This is a genomic window from Bacillus sp. FSL E2-0195, from assembly GCF_038003645.1.
Lineage (GTDB): Bacteria > Bacillota > Bacilli > Bacillales > Bacillaceae_G > Bacillus_A > Bacillus_A mycoides.
The window spans coordinates 664,647-682,665 of sequence record NZ_JBBOPN010000002.1 but is presented as its reverse complement, the minus strand read 5'-3'; the positions used below and the strand labels follow the sequence as shown (position 1 = coordinate 682,665).

General features: G+C 36.9%; 15 protein-coding genes. All 15 read left to right on the top strand.

The features are described from left to right. Positions 1-986: DUF7035 domain-containing protein (locus MHH59_RS30620; RefSeq protein WP_445290627.1), on the top strand; the 986-nt coding region annotated here is incomplete at its 5' end. A 330-nt stretch (positions 987-1,316) separates the two neighbouring features. After that, the gene (locus MHH59_RS30615) at positions 1,317-1,499 is read left to right on the top strand and encodes a hypothetical protein (protein ID WP_137059664.1); all 183 of its coding nucleotides are present in this window, start codon (positions 1,317-1,319) and stop codon (positions 1,497-1,499) included. Positions 1,500-1,655: 156 nt separating this feature from the next. Beyond that, a complete protein-coding gene (locus tag MHH59_RS30610) occupies positions 1,656-2,075 on the top strand; it encodes a hypothetical protein (RefSeq protein ID WP_201063550.1) in 420 nt (139 codons plus the stop codon). Between the two features lie 66 nt (positions 2,076-2,141). After that, positions 2,142-2,492, top strand: a complete 351-nt coding sequence (locus MHH59_RS30605) for a PrgI family protein (protein WP_002139686.1) — start codon at positions 2,142-2,144, stop codon at positions 2,490-2,492. Beyond that, positions 2,493-3,407, top strand: a complete 915-nt coding sequence (locus tag MHH59_RS30600; RefSeq protein WP_002139685.1) for a hypothetical protein — start codon at positions 2,493-2,495, stop codon at positions 3,405-3,407. It begins immediately after the preceding gene. A 2-nt stretch (positions 3,408-3,409) separates the two neighbouring features. Continuing rightward, on the top strand, positions 3,410-5,509 hold the full coding sequence (locus MHH59_RS30595; RefSeq protein WP_340853755.1) for a VirB4 family type IV secretion system protein: 2,100 nt from the start codon (positions 3,410-3,412) through the stop codon (positions 5,507-5,509). Between the two features lie 30 nt (positions 5,510-5,539). Next, on the top strand, positions 5,540-9,934 hold the full coding sequence (locus MHH59_RS30590; RefSeq protein ID WP_340853753.1) for a hypothetical protein: 4,395 nt from the start codon (positions 5,540-5,542) through the stop codon (positions 9,932-9,934). Then, positions 9,931-12,141 (top strand): lysozyme family protein, encoded by a 2,211-nt coding sequence (locus tag MHH59_RS30585; protein ID WP_340853752.1) that lies wholly within the window; start codon positions 9,931-9,933, stop codon positions 12,139-12,141. The genes MHH59_RS30590 and MHH59_RS30585 overlap by 4 nt, the downstream gene beginning before the upstream one ends. A 16-nt stretch (positions 12,142-12,157) precedes the next feature. Further along, a complete protein-coding gene (locus MHH59_RS30580) occupies positions 12,158-12,733 on the top strand; it encodes a hypothetical protein (protein ID WP_002166785.1) in 576 nt (191 codons plus the stop codon). A gap of 165 nt (positions 12,734-12,898) precedes the next feature. After that, positions 12,899-13,282, top strand: coding sequence for a hypothetical protein (locus MHH59_RS30575; RefSeq protein ID WP_340853749.1), 384 nt, complete (start codon positions 12,899-12,901; stop codon positions 13,280-13,282). Then, complete coding sequence (locus tag MHH59_RS30570) at positions 13,279-13,578, top strand: DUF2325 domain-containing protein (protein ID WP_002169762.1); 300 nt, start codon at positions 13,279-13,281, stop codon at positions 13,576-13,578. The genes MHH59_RS30575 and MHH59_RS30570 overlap by 4 nt, the downstream gene beginning before the upstream one ends. Before the next feature lie 322 nt (positions 13,579-13,900). Beyond that, the gene (locus tag MHH59_RS30565) at positions 13,901-14,092 is read left to right on the top strand and encodes a hypothetical protein (RefSeq protein WP_113937428.1); all 192 of its coding nucleotides are present in this window, start codon (positions 13,901-13,903) and stop codon (positions 14,090-14,092) included. 18 nt (positions 14,093-14,110) lie between these two features. Then, positions 14,111-14,539, top strand: a complete 429-nt coding sequence (locus MHH59_RS30560; protein ID WP_113937429.1) for a hypothetical protein — start codon at positions 14,111-14,113, stop codon at positions 14,537-14,539. 83 nt (positions 14,540-14,622) lie between these two features. Beyond that, complete coding sequence (locus MHH59_RS30555; protein WP_340853745.1) at positions 14,623-14,796, top strand: hypothetical protein; 174 nt, start codon at positions 14,623-14,625, stop codon at positions 14,794-14,796. A 1,413-nt stretch (positions 14,797-16,209) separates the two neighbouring features. Then, the gene (gene ltrA, locus MHH59_RS30550; RefSeq protein ID WP_340851458.1) at positions 16,210-18,009 is read left to right on the top strand and encodes a group II intron reverse transcriptase/maturase; all 1,800 of its coding nucleotides are present in this window, start codon (positions 16,210-16,212) and stop codon (positions 18,007-18,009) included. Positions 18,010-18,019: the final 10 nt, after the last annotated feature.

Below are 18,019 nucleotides of genomic sequence, written 5' to 3'. Positions count from 1 at the left end.
TAGAAAAAGAAACATATAAAGCAGGAGAGACGGTACAAGTAAGTATAGAGGCGGAAGATGATGTATCAGGTGTTCGTTATGCTTATGTAGCAATAAAAGGAGCTACAGAGGAAGAGAAACAAGTAGAAGCCACTTATAATGAAAAAAGTAAGAAGTGGATTGCTGATATTCCATTAAGTTCATATGCTAATCCTGGGGAATATATGGTGAAAACAGTTATATTATATGACAATGCTAATCATGCTAAAGTATACTGGGGTGGAGAAGATTTTAATATTCACTTTAATGTTGAAAATGATACAGTAGCGGATCAATTGCCCCCTACTCTAAAAAAGATAGAGATAGAAAAAGAAACATATAAAGCAGGAGAGACGGTACAAGTAAGTATAGAGGCGGAAGATGATGTATCAGGTGTTCGTTATGCTTATGTAGCAATAAAAGGAGCTACAGAGGAAGAGAAACAAGTAGAAGCCACTTATAATGAAAAAAGTAAGAAGTGGATTGCTGATATTCCATTAAGTTCATATGCTAATCCTGGGGAATATATGGTGAAAACAGTTATATTATATGACAATGCTAATCATGCTAAAGTATACTGGGGTGGAGAAGACTTTAATATTCACTTTAATGTTGAAAATGATACAGTAGCGGATCAATTGCCCCCTACTCTAAAAAAGATAGAGATAGAAAAAGAAACATATAAAGCAGGAGAGACGGTACAAGTAAGTATAGAGGCGGAAGATGATGTATCAGGTGTTCGTTATGCTTATGTAGCAATAAAAGGAGCTACAGAGGAAGAGAAACAAGTAGAAGCCACTTATAATGAAAAAAGTAAGAAGTGGATTGCTGATATTCCATTAAGTTCATATGCTAATCCTGGGGAATATATGGTGAAAACAGTTATATTATATGACAATGCTAATCATGCTAAAGTATACTGGGGTGGACAAGACTTTAACGTTTTCTTCAATGTTATAAAAAGTTAATAAGCCTTAATAATTTTAATAATATGTTATAGAATTTTTCTTTGATATAAGTATAAGTAACCTATCAGGTAGAAGGTCATTCATTATTTAATGAGGAGTTTTAATCTGATAGGTTACTTTTTTCTATTTCTGAAAAATTAGAGGTAAGTAGGTAAGAGAATAAAAAGAGAGGAAGTTGTTTCATTAGACTCATTGTTTTAGGGGAATCAATAATTTCTATGTTCATTAAGTAGAAATTTTCCGAAAAACAGTTAGTAATTATGTAATTTTTATGTAGTTATTTAGTGGATTATTTTATCGGTATAAAAAGGTGTTAGAGGTTGTCTTGTTATTATAAAAAAATTATATTATATATATGTTTATAAGCTAAAGGACAAAAGTACGAAATCAATAAAAATAGAGCCATGGCGCTCATTTAAAGAAAAAATGAATGTTTTAGGTCTTAAGGACAGTAATATATTTCAAATACAAATGGTATGGTACGATCCAAGCAATAATAAGAAGAAGCAATAAAAGTAAAATAGAAAAGGAATCGTCTATTTTACTTTTGTTTTTTAGGGGTAAATAAGGACTTGTGTTTTTAAAATCGTATTGCTATAATATAAAAGTAATAAGATTTTACAATAAAATAAAAAATTAATCAGTTCGCATATAAGAGAAGACCTCAATATGCGCCATGTCCTTAGGGGACGTGTGCGCGTATTGGGGTCTTTTTGCGTTTTGCGAGCAAAAACTCCCGGAGGTGCAGGAATTATGTTGAATTGGTTGTCTGCAAAGCTTATGACAACATCGGTAGGAGATTTTCTACTGGCAAAAAGTAGTTTTGAGAAGGGTCTTACTGGGCACACCAGTGGTACGAGTGCTGAAACTGTACAAAAAAGCATGAATACCCTTGTAACAACACTAATTGGTTTTGGTGGTATTTGGGTAGTTGCTTGTGTTGTATTCGCAAGTATTAAACTTTCTGGTGCACAAGGGAAGAACCCTGAAAACCGTACACAAGCCATGGTTGGTTTAGCTTGTGCGGCAATTGGAGGCTTTGTCATGATCAAAGCATACGACATCGCTGCTTGGGTTACAAAAATCTAACATAAGAGTTTGTAAAAGCTCTCCTCTATTTGGGGAGAGCTTCTCTTATACAAGGGAGGAAGCAGAATGAGAAAAGTAACCGTTCCTGTTGATATGACTTCGGAACAAAAAACACTATTAGGTGTGCTGAGCAAACGCCAATTGATTTATCTATTAGGTGGCGGAGCATCCCTTTATTTATATGTACCATTCTTATGGCGGCTATTTGCACCTTTTAATTCGGTAGTAGCATTTTTTATTTGCTTAATTTTAGCAATACCAACGGTAGTAGGTGTAATAGCTTTTGCTTTTATTTATAAAGAGAAACAACACATGTATCTAGATAAGTTTTTCCTTATCAAAATGCGTAGCCGTTCTGAAAAAGGCAAGTGGAGAAAAGGGTACGAGCCAACTACATGGGTAAAGGAGACGTTATAGATGTTAGAAATGATATATTTTGCGGCGATAGCCATTGTAGGATTTTTCTTTTATCGGAAAATGAACGGGAAACCGCTGTTTGGGTCTAAAAAAAAGGGGAAAAACCAGGGTGGGATAGAGAAACACATTGCTGAAAACGGCGGAAAGAAAAATAAAAAGAATATGCCTCCTAAATCAGAAGTTGATGAGGATAATGTTGATTTCTTTAGCGCTTTTGTAGAAGACATTAAGGAAATTGACAATCATATGATTCGATATCATGATGACACGTTTGTCCTAATCGCGGAAGCACATCCAGTAAACTATTACTTACTTTCCAACATGGAACAAGAAGCAATTGATATCAAAATTGAATCATGGTTAACAACATTAGAGTTTAATACAAAAGTATATATACAAAGTAAATTTGTAGATTTAACAGATCCTGTACGAAAAATGACAGAAACGATGAAAGGTGCGAAGGACCTTACACCAGAGACAATACTATATGGTCAAGAAGTTATCGATAACTTAGAGTACTGGCAACGTTCGCAGCCCCGATATGAGCAAAAACGTTATTTAATTTACCCATACAAGGTGGATATTAGTACGATTACAGCTGATACAGAGGAAGAATTGGAAGAAAAGATTGTAGATAAAGCGTTTAACGAATTATATCGTCGTTATAATGCTTCGCGAAATTTATTATCAAAAGCAAAAATTAATGTAGAAATGTTAACGAAAGATAAATTGATAGAACTCTTATACGTAGCGTTTAATCGCCGTAAAGCTGTGAAAGCGCGTTTCCAAGATTTAATTGAAAATGAAAACTTCTCTCTGTATTCAACAGGTGAAACAAATGAGAGAAAACTAGAGTTAATAAAGAAAGTTCTAGCAGAAGAAAAAGCTGAAAAATCAAATAATGGGGTGGCGTAAATATGAAGTTGTTTGGAAAGAAGAAAAAAGAAAAAAAGAAATTAGAAGCAGAAGAGAAGGATGAATTGGAACTAGAGGAGGAAGAGCAGGAGCAAGAAGAGGTACCCACTCAATTAGATAATCAAACAACCGTGTTTGATGTCATTGCCCCAGAAGGCATGAAAATTGATGCAGAAGACTATGGGGTGATTAAGCAGTCTTTAGGAAGTAATACCTTCTTCCGTCCGTTTTATATTCCACGTGATGGATACCCTCGTATGATGCAAACCAATTGGTTGAACATGTTAACTTCAGCTGGGGAAGTCGATGTCATGATTGATATTCATAAAGAGCCAAAAGCGAAAGCGATGCGATCGTTAGATATGCAGCTAACGATGTTACGTTCAAACCTTTCTTTCCAACGCACACGAGGAAACATTGACCAAGAAAAAGACTTAGATGCAAAAATTCAAGATACAAACAATTTAATGGATGAAATTCAATTTAATGAGAATGACTCCTATATGGTGAGTACGATGGCTGTTGCGTATGCAGAATCAAAGAAAGAATTAGACGTTTTATGTGAGTATCTTGAGGATGAAATGCAAGCATCACACTTTAAGATAGCAAGTACTTGGAATCGTGTGAAAAGTGGTTTGAAAGCGGTTATGCCACTAGGTGCACCAAACACTTTGCAAGATACATATCGAAATATCGATAGACGAGCCTTATGTACATTTGCACCGTTTGTGTCAGGTTCCGGAAGATTTAATGGTGGTATACCAATAGGAAAGAACAAAATTACTGGGCAAATAGAATTTTTAAATTCGTTCGGGAATGCAGATTATCGCCCACCAAATTATAACATTGGTGTGACGGGGATCTCAGGTTCCGGGAAAAGTTTACTTTTAAAGATGAAGTTAGCTCGTGAAACGTCACTTGCAGATACACATGCAATGATTATCGATCCAGAGGGAGAATTCGTAAAAATTACAAAACGTCTAGGCGGTATTAACTTAAATATTTCACCAGAAAGTAATATCATTATTAACCCTTGTGCAATCGCGGTAACAGAACTTCAGATTACAGATAAAGATGAAGAACTAGAAGCACTTGAACAATATGATAAGAAAGAACTCATAGAACGTGATGGAGTGAAGTATGTAAGATTCGTACCAATTTTAGAGAAAATTAATGAAATACTAGGATTCTTTGACATTATTATTCGTGGACAAGATTTTGATCAACCAGGATTAAATGTATTCCAACGTACGATGCTGGAAGATGCGATTCGCGAAGTGTTTGATAAACATGGTATTACTTCTCATCCTTCATCTTTATATACAGATGAAGTGAAAAAGGTGGGTGGACAATTAATTCAATCTCAAGTGAGAAAGCCAGAGCCAGAGTTAAAAGAAATCTACGATGTATTAGTAGAACATCATGGAGAAGATGTGAAAGCAGAAGAGTTAATTGCGGCAATTCGTTCATTCCTACGTGATGGTTCAAAACCATTATTTGATGGGCAAAGTCATTTTGGACGTGGTGTGGAAACGCAGTTAAATGAGTCACGTGTTGTTAACTTCAACATTAGTCATTTAGAGGAAGGGTTTTTAAAACCAATCGCCTTCCACGTTATTTTGAACTATATTTGGGAGCATTGGATTAAGAGTCCAGAACACGCTATCAAACGAAAAGTTTTATATGTGGATGAGATGTGGCAGTTTATCGACTATGAACAAACAGTTAACTTCTTAGAAAAAGTAGCACGCCGCTCTCGTAAGAGAAATGCAGGTATGTGCTGGGCAAGTCAGGACTTTGTTCGTATTTTAGAAAATGTAAAAGCGCGCGGTATCTTGCAATCCACTTTCTCTTATTTCTTCTTAGAACAAAATAAGATCGATAAGAAAAAGATTCAAGAGAACTTTAACTTAACTGCTGGGGAGCTTGATATTATTCTCAACAACCCAGGAAAAGGAGAAGGAATCTTCCGTGTAGGAGATAGTTCGGTTTGGATTCAAACAGATCCATCAGACAAAGAAATGATGTTCATTGAATCGAATGAAGCAGTACTACAAGAGCTTTTAAATAATATGAAGCAAGTACAAGGGTACGCAGGGTAATAGCGTACCTTTGAAAAGGAAGGTGAAATTATGCTAGAGAAAATAGTAGAGTGGGTCGGTGGCCTAATTATTGTTTTAGTGAAGGCTTTTCTTGGTCCGGTTTATGCGACTTTGGATACTCTTCCAGTCTTAGTGTTTGGGGGAAATGGGACAGAAGGAAAAGGGACAAATTTAGATTTCTTATTTTCGGGAGATTCTCTAACCAAAGTATTAGACACAGGTATGCCTGTCATGTTTAAGCTTGTTGCTTTTTGTGTCCTCATCAGTGTAGTGATTACGGCAGCAAAATATTCAGCGACAGCTATTAATCCGAATAATCGAACGGCATTAATAGAGTATGCGAAAGATTTAATGATCATCTCGATTTGTCTTTGGCATTTGGATTACTTCTATACTCTTATATTTGATATCAATTCGTGGGTAATAGTAGAGTTCAGAGACGCTCTCAATGGAGTAAGTGGTGGGAATTTTGACCCGGATAAGGGTACTAAATTTCTACAGCCTGGATTTGGTGGGGCTGGACTTACAATTACTGAGCTGAGTCTGAAGGGTCATGAAAATGACTATATGTTTATTATATTTGGTTTGTTTATAGAAGCTGGTCTCATCGTCTGGGCAAATTTTTACTATTTAATGCGTGCGGTGTCACTATATGTCTTAATGTTAATGGGTCCTTTAATGGTAGGTATGTGGCTATTCCCACAAAAGAAACAACAGACATTATATTGGATACGTGAATTTATGGGGGCAGTGTTCATACAAGCGATTCATGCGATTACCTTATGGCTCATTATTTCTTTAATTGGAGCAGCAAATAGTCCGTTACTCAAATTAATGTTACTTGCTATGTTTATCCCAATAGGTGAGATTGTGAAAAGTTTTATTGGTCTTAGCACCAATGCATCAGGTGGTATTCATAAAGCGGGTACGATGATGGGGATGGGTGCCTTAGCGAGTGTAGCTGGGTTGGTAAAAGGAATCCGTGATGACCACCGCAGTACAAAGGATAAGGGGAAAGAAAAGAAAGATGGAGAGCAAGATAAAAAAGAAGATGCTGACAATCCGAAAAATACATTAGGTGCGAATTTAGGAACAGATATAGGTACAACATCTCGTGCAGCTCGTATGTTAAAAGCAGGCCAAATTGGAAGTTCAATTGGTAAAGCGGCAACGGGATTTGCGGGTATGGCCGCAGGAGCTGGGCTTGGACCAGAAGGAATGGTAATAGGGACAATGGTTGGTAGTAAAGCGGGTGGAATTACTGGTGCGGTTGCTGGAAGAACTGCTGGTGCAGTAGGCGAAGGAGCTGTTGCTTTAGGAAAACATATTGGTTCAAGTGTGAAGAAGGGTGCGGACACGTATTCAAACTTAAATGGAGAATCCTACCCAGAACTAACAGATGAAGATATTGCACAGGATTTAGCTACAAAAGATTTTGAATCTTGGAAAGCGGATAATCCAGATTCTGCAGTTACTAGTCGATTAAAACAAGCATTCCCTGGTGCTTCTGATGCAGAGATTGCTAAAAAAGTAGCGAAAACAAATAGCGATCAAATGTCTCATTTCAAAAATCAACGTAAACAAGATTTGCAAAATATGAAGAAAAACGCTACACCATATGGAAATGCTAGAGATTTAGTCAATACTGCGACTAACGCATTCCAAAAGGGATATGAGGCAGATCATAAAGACGCGTTTATGAGTCAACTGCCAGAAAATATGTCGGCGGAAGAAAAAGAGAAAAAATGGAACGGCCATCTTAATTCAAAAGTACAAGGGTTTAGAAATCATGCAGAACAAGCGGCAATAAAAGCGGGGGCTATGCCTGTTGATACATTGGCTTCTCAATTTGCACTTGGAAAAGCAGTTGAAGGGGTAAAGGGAGAAACACTAGAGGGTGGTCATCAAAACATGGGACAAGTAGACTCTCTTGTTGGGGCGTCCACTGCTGCATTTAAAAAGGCGTATGATGCAGATCATAAGGCTGGATTTATGAAGCAATTTTCTGCAGGTGTACCACAACAAGAAAAAGAGGCAGCATGGAACAAGCATTTGAGTCAGGAAGTCCAAGAATTTAAAAATCATGCACAGAAAACTGCAGAACAAGCAGGGATTGTACAACAAAAAGATGGGACTAACTATGCCAATAAGGAAGCTTTTGCTTCTCAGTTATCACAACAATTACAAAGCAATCCAAATAAGCAAGGAAATAACTTGTTTGATAAGTCCTATGTGAATAAAGATGCTTTCGCTTCTCAACTTGCATTAGGAAAAGTCGGAAAAGCAGTTGAGGATGTAAAAGGAGAAACGTTAGAGAGTGGCCATAAAAATATGGGACAGGTTGGTGCTCTTGTAGGAGCTTCAACCGCTGCGTTTAAGAAAGCATATACTGCAGATCATAAGGCTGGATTTATGAAGCAATTGCCTGCGGATTTACCACAACAAGAAAAAGAAGCGGCATGGAACAAGCATGTAGGTCACAAAGTACAAGGGTTCGAAAATCATGCACAAAGAGCTGCAGAGCAAGCAGGTATTGTTCAGCAAAAAGATGGAACAAAATTTGCGAATAAGGAAGCATTCGCTTCTCATTTATCACAGCAGTTACAAAATAATCCAAACTTAAATGCAATGGGTGTATCCAGTACTGCGGGCATTCAAAAGGCAGTCAATGGCGTGAAAACACATGGTTTGACAAGTGGATATGGAAGCCAGAATGCAAAACAAATAAGTAATGTTGGGAACCTGGTACAAGCTTCTACGGAATCCTTTAAACAAGGGTATGCAGGAGAGAACAGGGCAAACTTTATGAAAAACTTGTCTCCAACCATGGCTCAACCGCAAAAAGAGCAGGCTTGGCAGACACATTTAAATCAAAAAGGAAATGAATTTAAAGCAGTAGCCCAGCAAGCAGCAGTACAAACTGGAGCGATGCCAGTGCAAGCAAAAGATACGAGTGGTAAGAGTCTACATGCCCAGTCGTATATCAATAAGGATGCTTTTGCATCGCAATTAACGAAAGGTTTACAGAGTCATGCAACCCTTGGGACAGTGAGCCAACAAGTAAGCTCTGGGATTACAAGTTCTATTCAAGGAGTTAGATCACACGGTGTTGCTGCAGGTGGTGCAATCAATAAAGCTGTGTATGCAGCTACACAAACGCAAGCGAGTATGGCGAGTGCAGGAAATCTTTCCGTTTCTGAAATTCAACGTTCTTATGCAGATGCGTCTGCAGGTGTAGCAAGTATTGCACAAAGTGCTGGCAAAATGTCTATCCCAACTTCAGCTGTGGGACGTATGACACAGCAAAGTACGAAGATTGGCATGAGTGTGATGGAAGGTGTCAAACATTTTATGCCTACAAATGCACTAGAGAATGTTTCAAAAGCATACTTTAATGCGTCAAGTGCTGTTCAGCAGGCAGGAGGGAATGCAGTACAAAAAGCGATAAGTGGAAGTGCAGCCGCTGTTCATACTTCATTAGGAGGTAACGCGGCAGAACGCCATTACAATGTCACAAAAGGATTAAGCTATGCTGCTGGTGTGATTGGTGGCGCAGGTGCTTACCAAGCAGCTGCACGTACGGTAAGTAAATATAACCCGTACAATAAAGCAGTTCAAACTGAAACAAAAGAAATTCAAGAGATTCAGAGAATGGTACCAACAACAACAGACCATACAGGAATGCAATCTGTTGCCAAAGGGGCTGTACGTTTAGTTACGACGAATAACAAGTCATGGATTGAAGCAAAAGATTCCAGTGGGATGACACAAGTTGTATCTCGTTATGGTAGTGGAGATAGTAGCATTCGTTCCGGACAAATGGTATATCAAGATTTAAATATTGCAGACGGGCAGTTGACACAGTACCGAAATGGTATGAAAGCTTCTCCAGCATATATACAAGATTCAAGTGGTGGGAAAATTAGTATAAATCGCTCGATTAATACTAATCCAAATCAATTGGTAGGAAATCAAAATCCAAGACCAATACAACAGAAACCAGTGATAAGTGAACCACCACTTACTGTGAGTCATAAGGTAGACAATGGCCACTTCTATATGTCTGACTTAGATCAAGGTGGATATAAGAATGTACAAATGGTCGTAGAAAGAGACCGTAGTTATATGGTGGCTACCACAACAGAAGGTACAGTTTCACGTATCTCACCATTCGGAAAAGGAGATACACGTTTACAAACAAACCAAAGAATTGAAAGAATCTGTGAAGTAAAAGATAGCAGTATTAAACCAAAAGAAGAAATTTTGGTTACACATACACAGGACGAAGTAGTACGTGCAGAGACACAACTGAATTTATCAGAACATGACCCGCAAAATCTGATTCCATTTGCACCAAACCCGCGTTTAGCACAGCGAAAAAGACGAAATGATGAGCATGGAAAGTATGGTGTGACAAGTCTATGAGTCAGAACCCAAACGATCCAAATGAACAGAAAAAAAGCAATCCCTTAAAAGATGTAGCGTCTCACTTTATCAAGAAAAAAGGGATGCAAGCTCGCGGGAAAATGGCAAAATTGGCAGGAAAAGCAGGAAGGGCGGCAGCGAAAGCTGCTGCCAAACTGTTAAAAAAGGCAACACTTAAAATTGTAGGGTCAATATTAGCCGCGGTTGGATTACCTGCAGCTATCATTATGTCGCTGATTATTGTGGTGTGTGTCATTTTAGCATCATTTGTACCATTTACAAAAGATGAAAGTAAAACAGAAGAACAAGTGAAAAAGTATATGGAAGTAGCGATGGCTTTAAATGTGGATTGGAAAGAGGTTGTCGCTTTTGACATGGCGCGTTATGATAATGACCTCACCGATAAAGATCCACATGATGCGATTTCTTATTTTTTGGATATCCAATATGAAGAATATACGGAAAAAGAGGTATGTGAGGCAGGACCTAACGGTCCTTGTGAAAAAAAGAAAAAGGAGATGCAAAAAACAAAATCTGAGAGTTACTCCGGACCAGATGTAAAAAAGATTTTAGGAGATACAGATTTTAAGAAAAAAATAGATGAGATTAATGCTAGTGGTAGTAAAAAGGTGACAACCTCTTCTCATGGGCTAGAGAAAGCGATGGAACTTGCAAAATTTAGTGAGAGTCAAAAAGATCGTGCGCGTGAGATATTAGCTGCAGGGATGTTAGAGGGAATGTATGGACATCTAGCCCCAACTGGTGGATTTATCGGGGGCATGTGCGTAGGTTCTGTTAGTCCTGGTGGAGAGCCTGTTAATATCAATGAAAAAGTAACAGGTTATCTTCCCAAAATTAAAGAGATGGCAGAAAAACATGGTGTTGCTCAATATGTTGGTATTCTGGCAGCTCAAATGATGCAGGAATCAGCTGGAGCAGGAAATGATCCGATGCAAGCATCAGAGGGACATTATGGAGACTTGAGTCCATCTTGTATAGGTGTAAAAGGAAATGCTCGAATGGGGTGTATTACAGATCCGAATATTTCTATTGAAGCAGGAGTACAGGAATTTAAAGATGTGCTAGGACAAGCGAATGGTGACGTCGCTCTCGCCTTACAGTCATATAATTTTGGGAGTGGTTTTATTAGCTATGCATTAGCAAAAGGTGGTTATTCAGAGGAAACAGCCATTGAATTCTCAAGAAGTAAGGCACATTTAAATCCGGGTGGTTGTTCAGACCCTAATAACTTCCGAACCAAAGTGGGAGCGTGTTATGGGGATTATACGTACGTTACCAAAGTTTTGAAATATTACAAGGATTTAGGTTGTGTAGCGTCTGGAGATGGAGAATGGGTGTCTGATAAAGGTTGGAAATGGCCAACGAAATCAGGGCGTATTACAGATACGTTTGATGCGGTTCGTGGTGGAAAACAACATAACGCTGTAGATATTGGGGCCATGACCGCCGGAAAAGCTGGAGACCCTGTGTGGTCGATGGAAGTTGGTATTGTAACGAACCAAACAGGAAATGTAAATGGTGGTGGTTTAGGTGTTTATGTAGACCATGGAAATGGCATTGTATCTCGCTACTTACACTTGAGTAAAATATCAGTTGCACCAGGAACCATGGTAACAAAAGGACAAATCATTGGGGAGATGGGCGGTTCTAACTATAATAAAGATACTGGTTTACTTAATATGAATGGATACGCTGTCCATTTAGACTTCCAGATTCGTATTAACGACCAACCAACAGATCCAATGAAATTCTTTAAGAAAAATGATGATCCGGGATTATCATCAGGCGGTTCTCCTGTTATGACGAATGACAAAAGACAAAAGGTACTAGCAGAAGCGAAAAAATGGCTTGGGCAAGGAAAAGTTAGATATGTATTAGGGGATCGTAATCCACCAGGTGGCACTTCAGATTGCTCAGGATTTACGCAGTATGTCTTTAGAACAAGTATAGGTGTGCAACTTGGAGAGTGGACAGGTGCTCAAGTTGGACAAGGTAAACAAGTACCAGACATCAATCATGCACAACCAGGAGACCTCATCTTCTATGAAAACCCAGGACACGTTGCAATTTATATGGGGAACCAGAAAATGATTCATATTGGTGATGATAAGGGTGTACAAATTACAGGTCTAAACTATACGGCAAGAGGACAACATATGACTCAAATTCGTAATGTTATAGACTGATAAAGGATGAGAGAAGATGAAGAAAGTAATCAATATTTTGTCCAATATGCCTCGTAAGTACTTGGTGGTATTGGGGGTCATAGTTTTAGTGCTAGGTGTAGCTACCTATAATACCATTCATCGTTACATGATGAAATCACAAGTACAAGAGGAAGAACAAGTAAATCAAGATGAAATAGAGATGCTTGGAGATAAGCCAAAGGGATTTGATACAAAAGAAGAGGAATATATCGCGAAAACAAAAACAGTAGAAGACTTACTACGAAAAATATCTTCCAGTAGTTATGATGTACCATATTTGTTTACAAAGGCTGGATTTGGTATTGAGCCAATGAAAATGACAAGTAATGAGCGCATGCTTGCTACAGAAGCTGTACAACGCTACTTTTTGCATGGAGATAAATTCTATAATGCTCGTATTACAAAAATAGAACGCGGAAAAAAAGTAGATACGTACCACATTGAAGTTCAAATTCAACAAGTGAATTTCCTTGAACCACGTCAATTTAAAGTGCAAGTCAATCAATATGCACAAATTGTAACACCAATTGAACAAATTCCGCACGGGCAAGAAGAAGTACCAGTGGATTAAGTGGAAAATGAGGGTTGTGGAAGAAAAAACACAACCCTTTCTAAAAAATAAAGAGTACCCCAAAAATATTTATTGAATATTCATAATTTTCTGATATAATAAAACCATAGCTAAATGAAATCTATATATATAACTGATTTGAAATAGATATGGAGGAAAGAAAAAATGAGAATGTTATTTGGAACAGCAGCAAACTTTTTTGCGGGATATTCTTCTGGAAGGGGTTTAGGATTTTTAGGGACATTATTCGGATGGGCTTTGTTTTTGGGTGGAGGATATCTATTAGTAGAACATTGGGACAGTATCACGGTTTGGATGCATAGCTTAAATATAGTGCAAGGGTTAGACGGTTATGAAGACATGAGTAATGGGTTCATCTTTGTATGCTTGGTCGTAAGTGCTTTTATTTTTATGCTGTTGTTACCTATTTTCGCAATTGTATTAATAGTAGGTTTAATAATCATGAATATTGTAGTTTGTACGCTTGTATTGTTAACAACACCAAGTACATACACAAAAAAGAAAAATAAGGAGAGTGAGTGGGAATGAATACAATTCTAGTATTAGGTGGATCAAATGGTAGGACGTTAGAAAAACTAGCGAAAAAAAGAGATTGTCAGGTGATTTTTCATGACGGAAAGAATCATGGTGGCGTAAAGAAGACTTTTCGTAGTGTCATTAAAAAATGTGATGTCATTGTAGTGCAGAAAGGTGCATGTGGCCATGTCTCTATTGATGTAGCAAAGGAATACGCAAAGAAGTATGATGTCCCGCTTCTATTTAATCAAGGGTTTGGTGGAACGGGTGCGTTAGAAATAGGTTTAAAACACCTGCAGGCAGCGTGAGATTAGTAGGAAAAGAATATTTCGGTTTATAAATCATAAAATTTTTATATACAGATTATATTTTGGTAGGTTTTAATAATATATAATTTGAATTTCATTCAGGATGGGGATTCAGTATAACAAAAAGTAATGAATAAAAGAGAAAATCCCTGCGGGGACAGGGACTTTTTAGGAGAGATATTGTTGTCGTACAATGTCGAAATTTGGCGGATTCGACGAATTAATATTATCACGAATTTTCAAGTAATTGCGGTGGCTGATGTGTCAAAACTGTGTACGATTTTCATATAAAAGCGTTATTTGGTCGGAAAGGGGGACTATGATGTATCCATTTTATGTAGATGGCGAAAGGGTGTTTTCATTCTCTTACAAGCCAAGTAAAGGTGTTGTTAAAGATGATGATACTGGCAAATGGTACGAAATAACTGAAGTCGAGCAAGGTCGTGGTCGTAAGGTATACGGTAAGGAAACATGCAATTTGGACAGTTGGGATTGGAAACCTTACAAAAATTAATCGAAAAGGGGAATTTATATGTATACAAAAATAGTTAAATACGAAAGAAACGGAATTGGAGCTTGGGATAAAGAGTATAGCAGTATGGAAGTTTTAAAAGAAATGAAACCAACGGAGAACGATTTTTTCGAGAATATCTTAAAAATAGAGGGTAAATTGTACAAGCCTTGCAGCGCGTACGGTGAATATATAGCAGTTGATGAAATTAAAATCAACTACAGTCCTAATGCGGATGTTAGAAATGAAGGTGGTGTTGAATGTCCGTATTGCGGTTTTGTTGATCAAGATACACATGAGTTTTCAAGTAACTCAGGCGAAACGGAATGCACTAATTGTGAATCGGAAATCAAATACGTAATAAACGCCGTTATTAATTCGTTAGGAGAATGTTTAGAAGTTATATGTCATACGGGTCCAGTTAAATTAAATGAACCTATCGAACTTTAACAAAATAGTTATTTGGGAGAAAAAAGTTGGCCAACATTTATTAGATCCAAAACACTGTAATAACAATAAAGGTGGAATGAAGGATGGAAAGTAAAGAGTACAAAAAAGGTTATTTAGAAGGGCAGTTGGATGAAGCGGAAACTGCACATCACAACTTGGCTTCAATCCTTAGTCATATTAATGAAGAACCATCAGATTTTGCTAATGAATATTTGGATGAATTAGCAAAATTTTTAACAAAACATGGTCGTTTGTAATTTATAACAAAATTCTTATTTAACAACAAATAAAAAGAGCGCATTTTTATATGCACTCTTAGTAAGATAGGTGAATGTCTCATGAGATATAAAAAATTCAAGAAATCGTAATCAGATTTTCATGAGTGAATTTTTTATATTGTATTCGTTACTTGGAGTTATTGAGCCTGTCACTATAAAAATAAAGAGCGCTTTTTAAGGCGCTCTATGACCAAGACTCCTATCGAAAAGCTTACCATGATTAATGTATGTATGATTTTAATGTATGTGCAGTTTTTTAATAAAATCCTTATTTGAACGTAAAAAACCCTAGAGGGGACTAGGGTCTTTTACATAATAAATCTTTCTGTTTTTAAAAGGACTTACTGAAGATAACACATGAATGTTTCATAAATGTATCAAAAAATGAACGAAATCTTTATTTCATAACAAGCGAAAAAGAGCACACATATAAGTATGCTCTTCGACAAGAAAGGTAGTTTTCTATGAGTGGAGAGTCTCCATACAATAACATATGCTTGTCCAGTTAAAAGGTGAAAAATTTTTAACAAAATCGTTATTTGAATGAAAAGACAACAAACGGAGGGGGTTGCTGTCTTGATAAAAAGGAATGGCACTAAGTATATATTACAGAGGTAACTGGTTAGTAAAAGTATATGCATTATATATATAAATATCACCAAACAAAGGTGATAATTTTTAAACAAAAACGCTATTTGCGCGACACGTTTCCTTATAAGTGTGCAAACACGAAATAGGAGGGTTATCAATTTGATGACAACAACTGATTGACTGAAAGTAGGAATGAAAGCCGTCAGGTTGAGCTGAAACTACTTATCTGATACTCCTACATGCAAGGCGTGATAGTAGTCACAAATTGTATGAAGCTAGGTGAAGTTGGCTGAACAGAACCTAAGTGAGAAATCATATGGTAATGGATAGGTCGGGATGCTACAAAATATCTATGGTGAGAATGTCCTAACGGACTGGCGAACTTGCGAATGTACGGGTCTAAACGTTTAATACATCAGAAATGTGTATGTCGTCAACGACGGCGTTATCTACCGAGAAGTAAGATTAAATAGTATGAAATTCGGAACATCTAACGATGAGGATGTAAAGATAACAGGCTTAAAGCAAGCACTTAAGGAGATATGTATAGCTAAGTCAATCGGAACGTGGTAAGCAAGAAACTGTCACCAACGTCTACTAGCGGACAGATGCATATAAGGTTCTAACGAACCGAAATTGCTTAATTCTTGTGAAGGTGGGGACACAGTACCTACGAAGCATATAACAAATGTGGAGGGATAGTCCCTAGTCTTGTTCTTTGAAAACTAAATTAACTAGATGTAACTCACAGGATCGAGTAAGATGATGGGACTTTTCGTAAGAAAGGGGATTAATACATCGGTGAGTACAACATTACGACACGCAGAATATTACGACATGCAGAAAGTGTTTGATGATTTATATCAACGTAGCGTAAATAATGCCACTAAAGGTATAAATTTATATACACACATCATATCAAAAGAAAATATTTTACTGGCATATAGAAACATAAAGGCTAACACTGGTTCTAAAACTGAAGGAACAGATGGTATTACAATCGACCACTATAAAATGGAAGATGTAAATTCTTTTGTTGATAACATAAGAAAAGCTCTTGTAAACTACAAACCAAATACGGTACGTAGGGTAGAAATACCTAAACCAAATGGAAAGAAACGTCCATTAGGAATCCCTACAATGAGAGATAGATTGATTCAACAAACGTTCAAACAAGTTCTAGAACCAATATGCGAAGCAAAATTCTACAAGCATTCATATGGATTCAGACCCAACAGGTCAACACATCATGCAATGGCTAGGTGTCAATTCTTGATTAATAGAGGGGGATATAATCACGTAGTAGATATTGATATACAAGGTTTCTTTGATAACGTAAACCATTCCAAATTATTAAAACAACTATACAGCATAGGTATAACTGATAGAAGAGTACTGACAATCATCTCGAAAATGTTAAAAGCACCAATCAAAGGAGTAGGCATTCCTACAAAAGGGACTCCGCAAGGAGGAATCCTAAGTCCATTACTTAGTAATGTTGTATTAAACGATTTGGATTGGTGGATATCTAGTCAGTGGGAAAATATCAAAACAAGAAAACCACATACAGTACAAACTAAAAACTACCGTTTATCAAAAGCAAAACTGAAGAGAATGTATATAGTTAGGTATGCAGATGATTTTAAAATATTTACAAACAATCAAGAATCTGCAACTAAAATATTCCATGCAGTGGAAGGTTATCTCAAAAATCAATTAAACCTTAATATATCTAATGAAAAATCATCTATAACTAACCTGAAAAGAAAATCTTCAGATTTTCTAGGATTCTCTATCAAATCTGTTAAAAAGCGCAAAAGATATGTGGCAAACACACATATAAGTGAGAAAAAGAAAAAGGATATCCTTGAAAAAGCAAAAACAAGGATTAAAGCAATTCAAAAGAGTCCATCAGCAAAAGCAGTACAGGATTATAACTCTTATGTGCTTGGTATTAAAAACTATTACAGAATTGCAACACATGTGAATATAGATTTTGCTGAAATAGCCTTTCGTCTCTCGAAAACCTTATTTAATCGTCTAAAATCAATAGGGAAATATGAAATTCCTATCAACGCTAATACATTATACAAAAGAATTCACAGGAACAATTATAGAACCTTTGAAGTAGCGGGTAATCATGTATATCCACTAGCGGACATACAAACACGATTTCCTCAAAGTTTTAGTCAAGATATATGTAATTACACTAGAAAAGGAAGACAAAAACTCATCAAAAGCTTAAAAGGTAACATTGCCAATGAAATACAAAAAATGTTGCTATCCTCCACCAAAGGGAAAAGCATGGAGTATACAGATAACAGAATGTCGAGATATTCCATGCAAAACGGAATATGTGCTGTAACTAGAATCTTTTTGCTAGCTGATGAAGCACACTGTCATCACAAAGTACCGAAAGGTATGGGAGGAACTGACGAGTTCAATAACCTAATTATTGTACATGAATTTGTTCACAGACTAATTCACGCTACAAATGAAGAGACGATTAGAACGTATATGAGAATACTTCAGTTGAACGATAAACAATTGAAGAAAATAAACAAACTTCGTAAAGCTTGTAATCTAGTTACTTTAGTATAGAAGAATAAGA

Excerpts from the sequence above, each read along its gene's own strand:
- MHH59_RS30610 (WP_201063550.1), top strand. The coding sequence starts at position 1,656 with ATGCGCCATGTCCTTAGGGGACGTGTGCGCGTATTGGGGTCTTTTTGC.
- MHH59_RS30605 (WP_002139686.1), top strand. The coding sequence starts at position 2,142 with ATGAGAAAAGTAACCGTTCCTGTTGATATGACTTCGGAACAAAAAACA.
- MHH59_RS30600 (WP_002139685.1), top strand. The coding sequence starts at position 2,493 with ATGTTAGAAATGATATATTTTGCGGCGATAGCCATTGTAGGATTTTTC.
- MHH59_RS30595 (WP_340853755.1), top strand. The coding sequence starts at position 3,410 with ATGAAGTTGTTTGGAAAGAAGAAAAAAGAAAAAAAGAAATTAGAAGCA.
- MHH59_RS30590 (WP_340853753.1), top strand. The coding sequence starts at position 5,540 with ATGCTAGAGAAAATAGTAGAGTGGGTCGGTGGCCTAATTATTGTTTTA.
- MHH59_RS30585 (WP_340853752.1), top strand. The coding sequence starts at position 9,931 with ATGAGTCAGAACCCAAACGATCCAAATGAACAGAAAAAAAGCAATCCC.
- MHH59_RS30580 (WP_002166785.1), top strand. The coding sequence starts at position 12,158 with ATGAAGAAAGTAATCAATATTTTGTCCAATATGCCTCGTAAGTACTTG.
- MHH59_RS30575 (WP_340853749.1), top strand. The coding sequence starts at position 12,899 with ATGAGAATGTTATTTGGAACAGCAGCAAACTTTTTTGCGGGATATTCT.
- MHH59_RS30570 (WP_002169762.1), top strand. The coding sequence starts at position 13,279 with ATGAATACAATTCTAGTATTAGGTGGATCAAATGGTAGGACGTTAGAA.
- MHH59_RS30565 (WP_113937428.1), top strand. The coding sequence starts at position 13,901 with ATGTATCCATTTTATGTAGATGGCGAAAGGGTGTTTTCATTCTCTTAC.
- MHH59_RS30560 (WP_113937429.1), top strand. The coding sequence starts at position 14,111 with ATGTATACAAAAATAGTTAAATACGAAAGAAACGGAATTGGAGCTTGG.
- MHH59_RS30555 (WP_340853745.1), top strand. The coding sequence starts at position 14,623 with ATGGAAAGTAAAGAGTACAAAAAAGGTTATTTAGAAGGGCAGTTGGAT.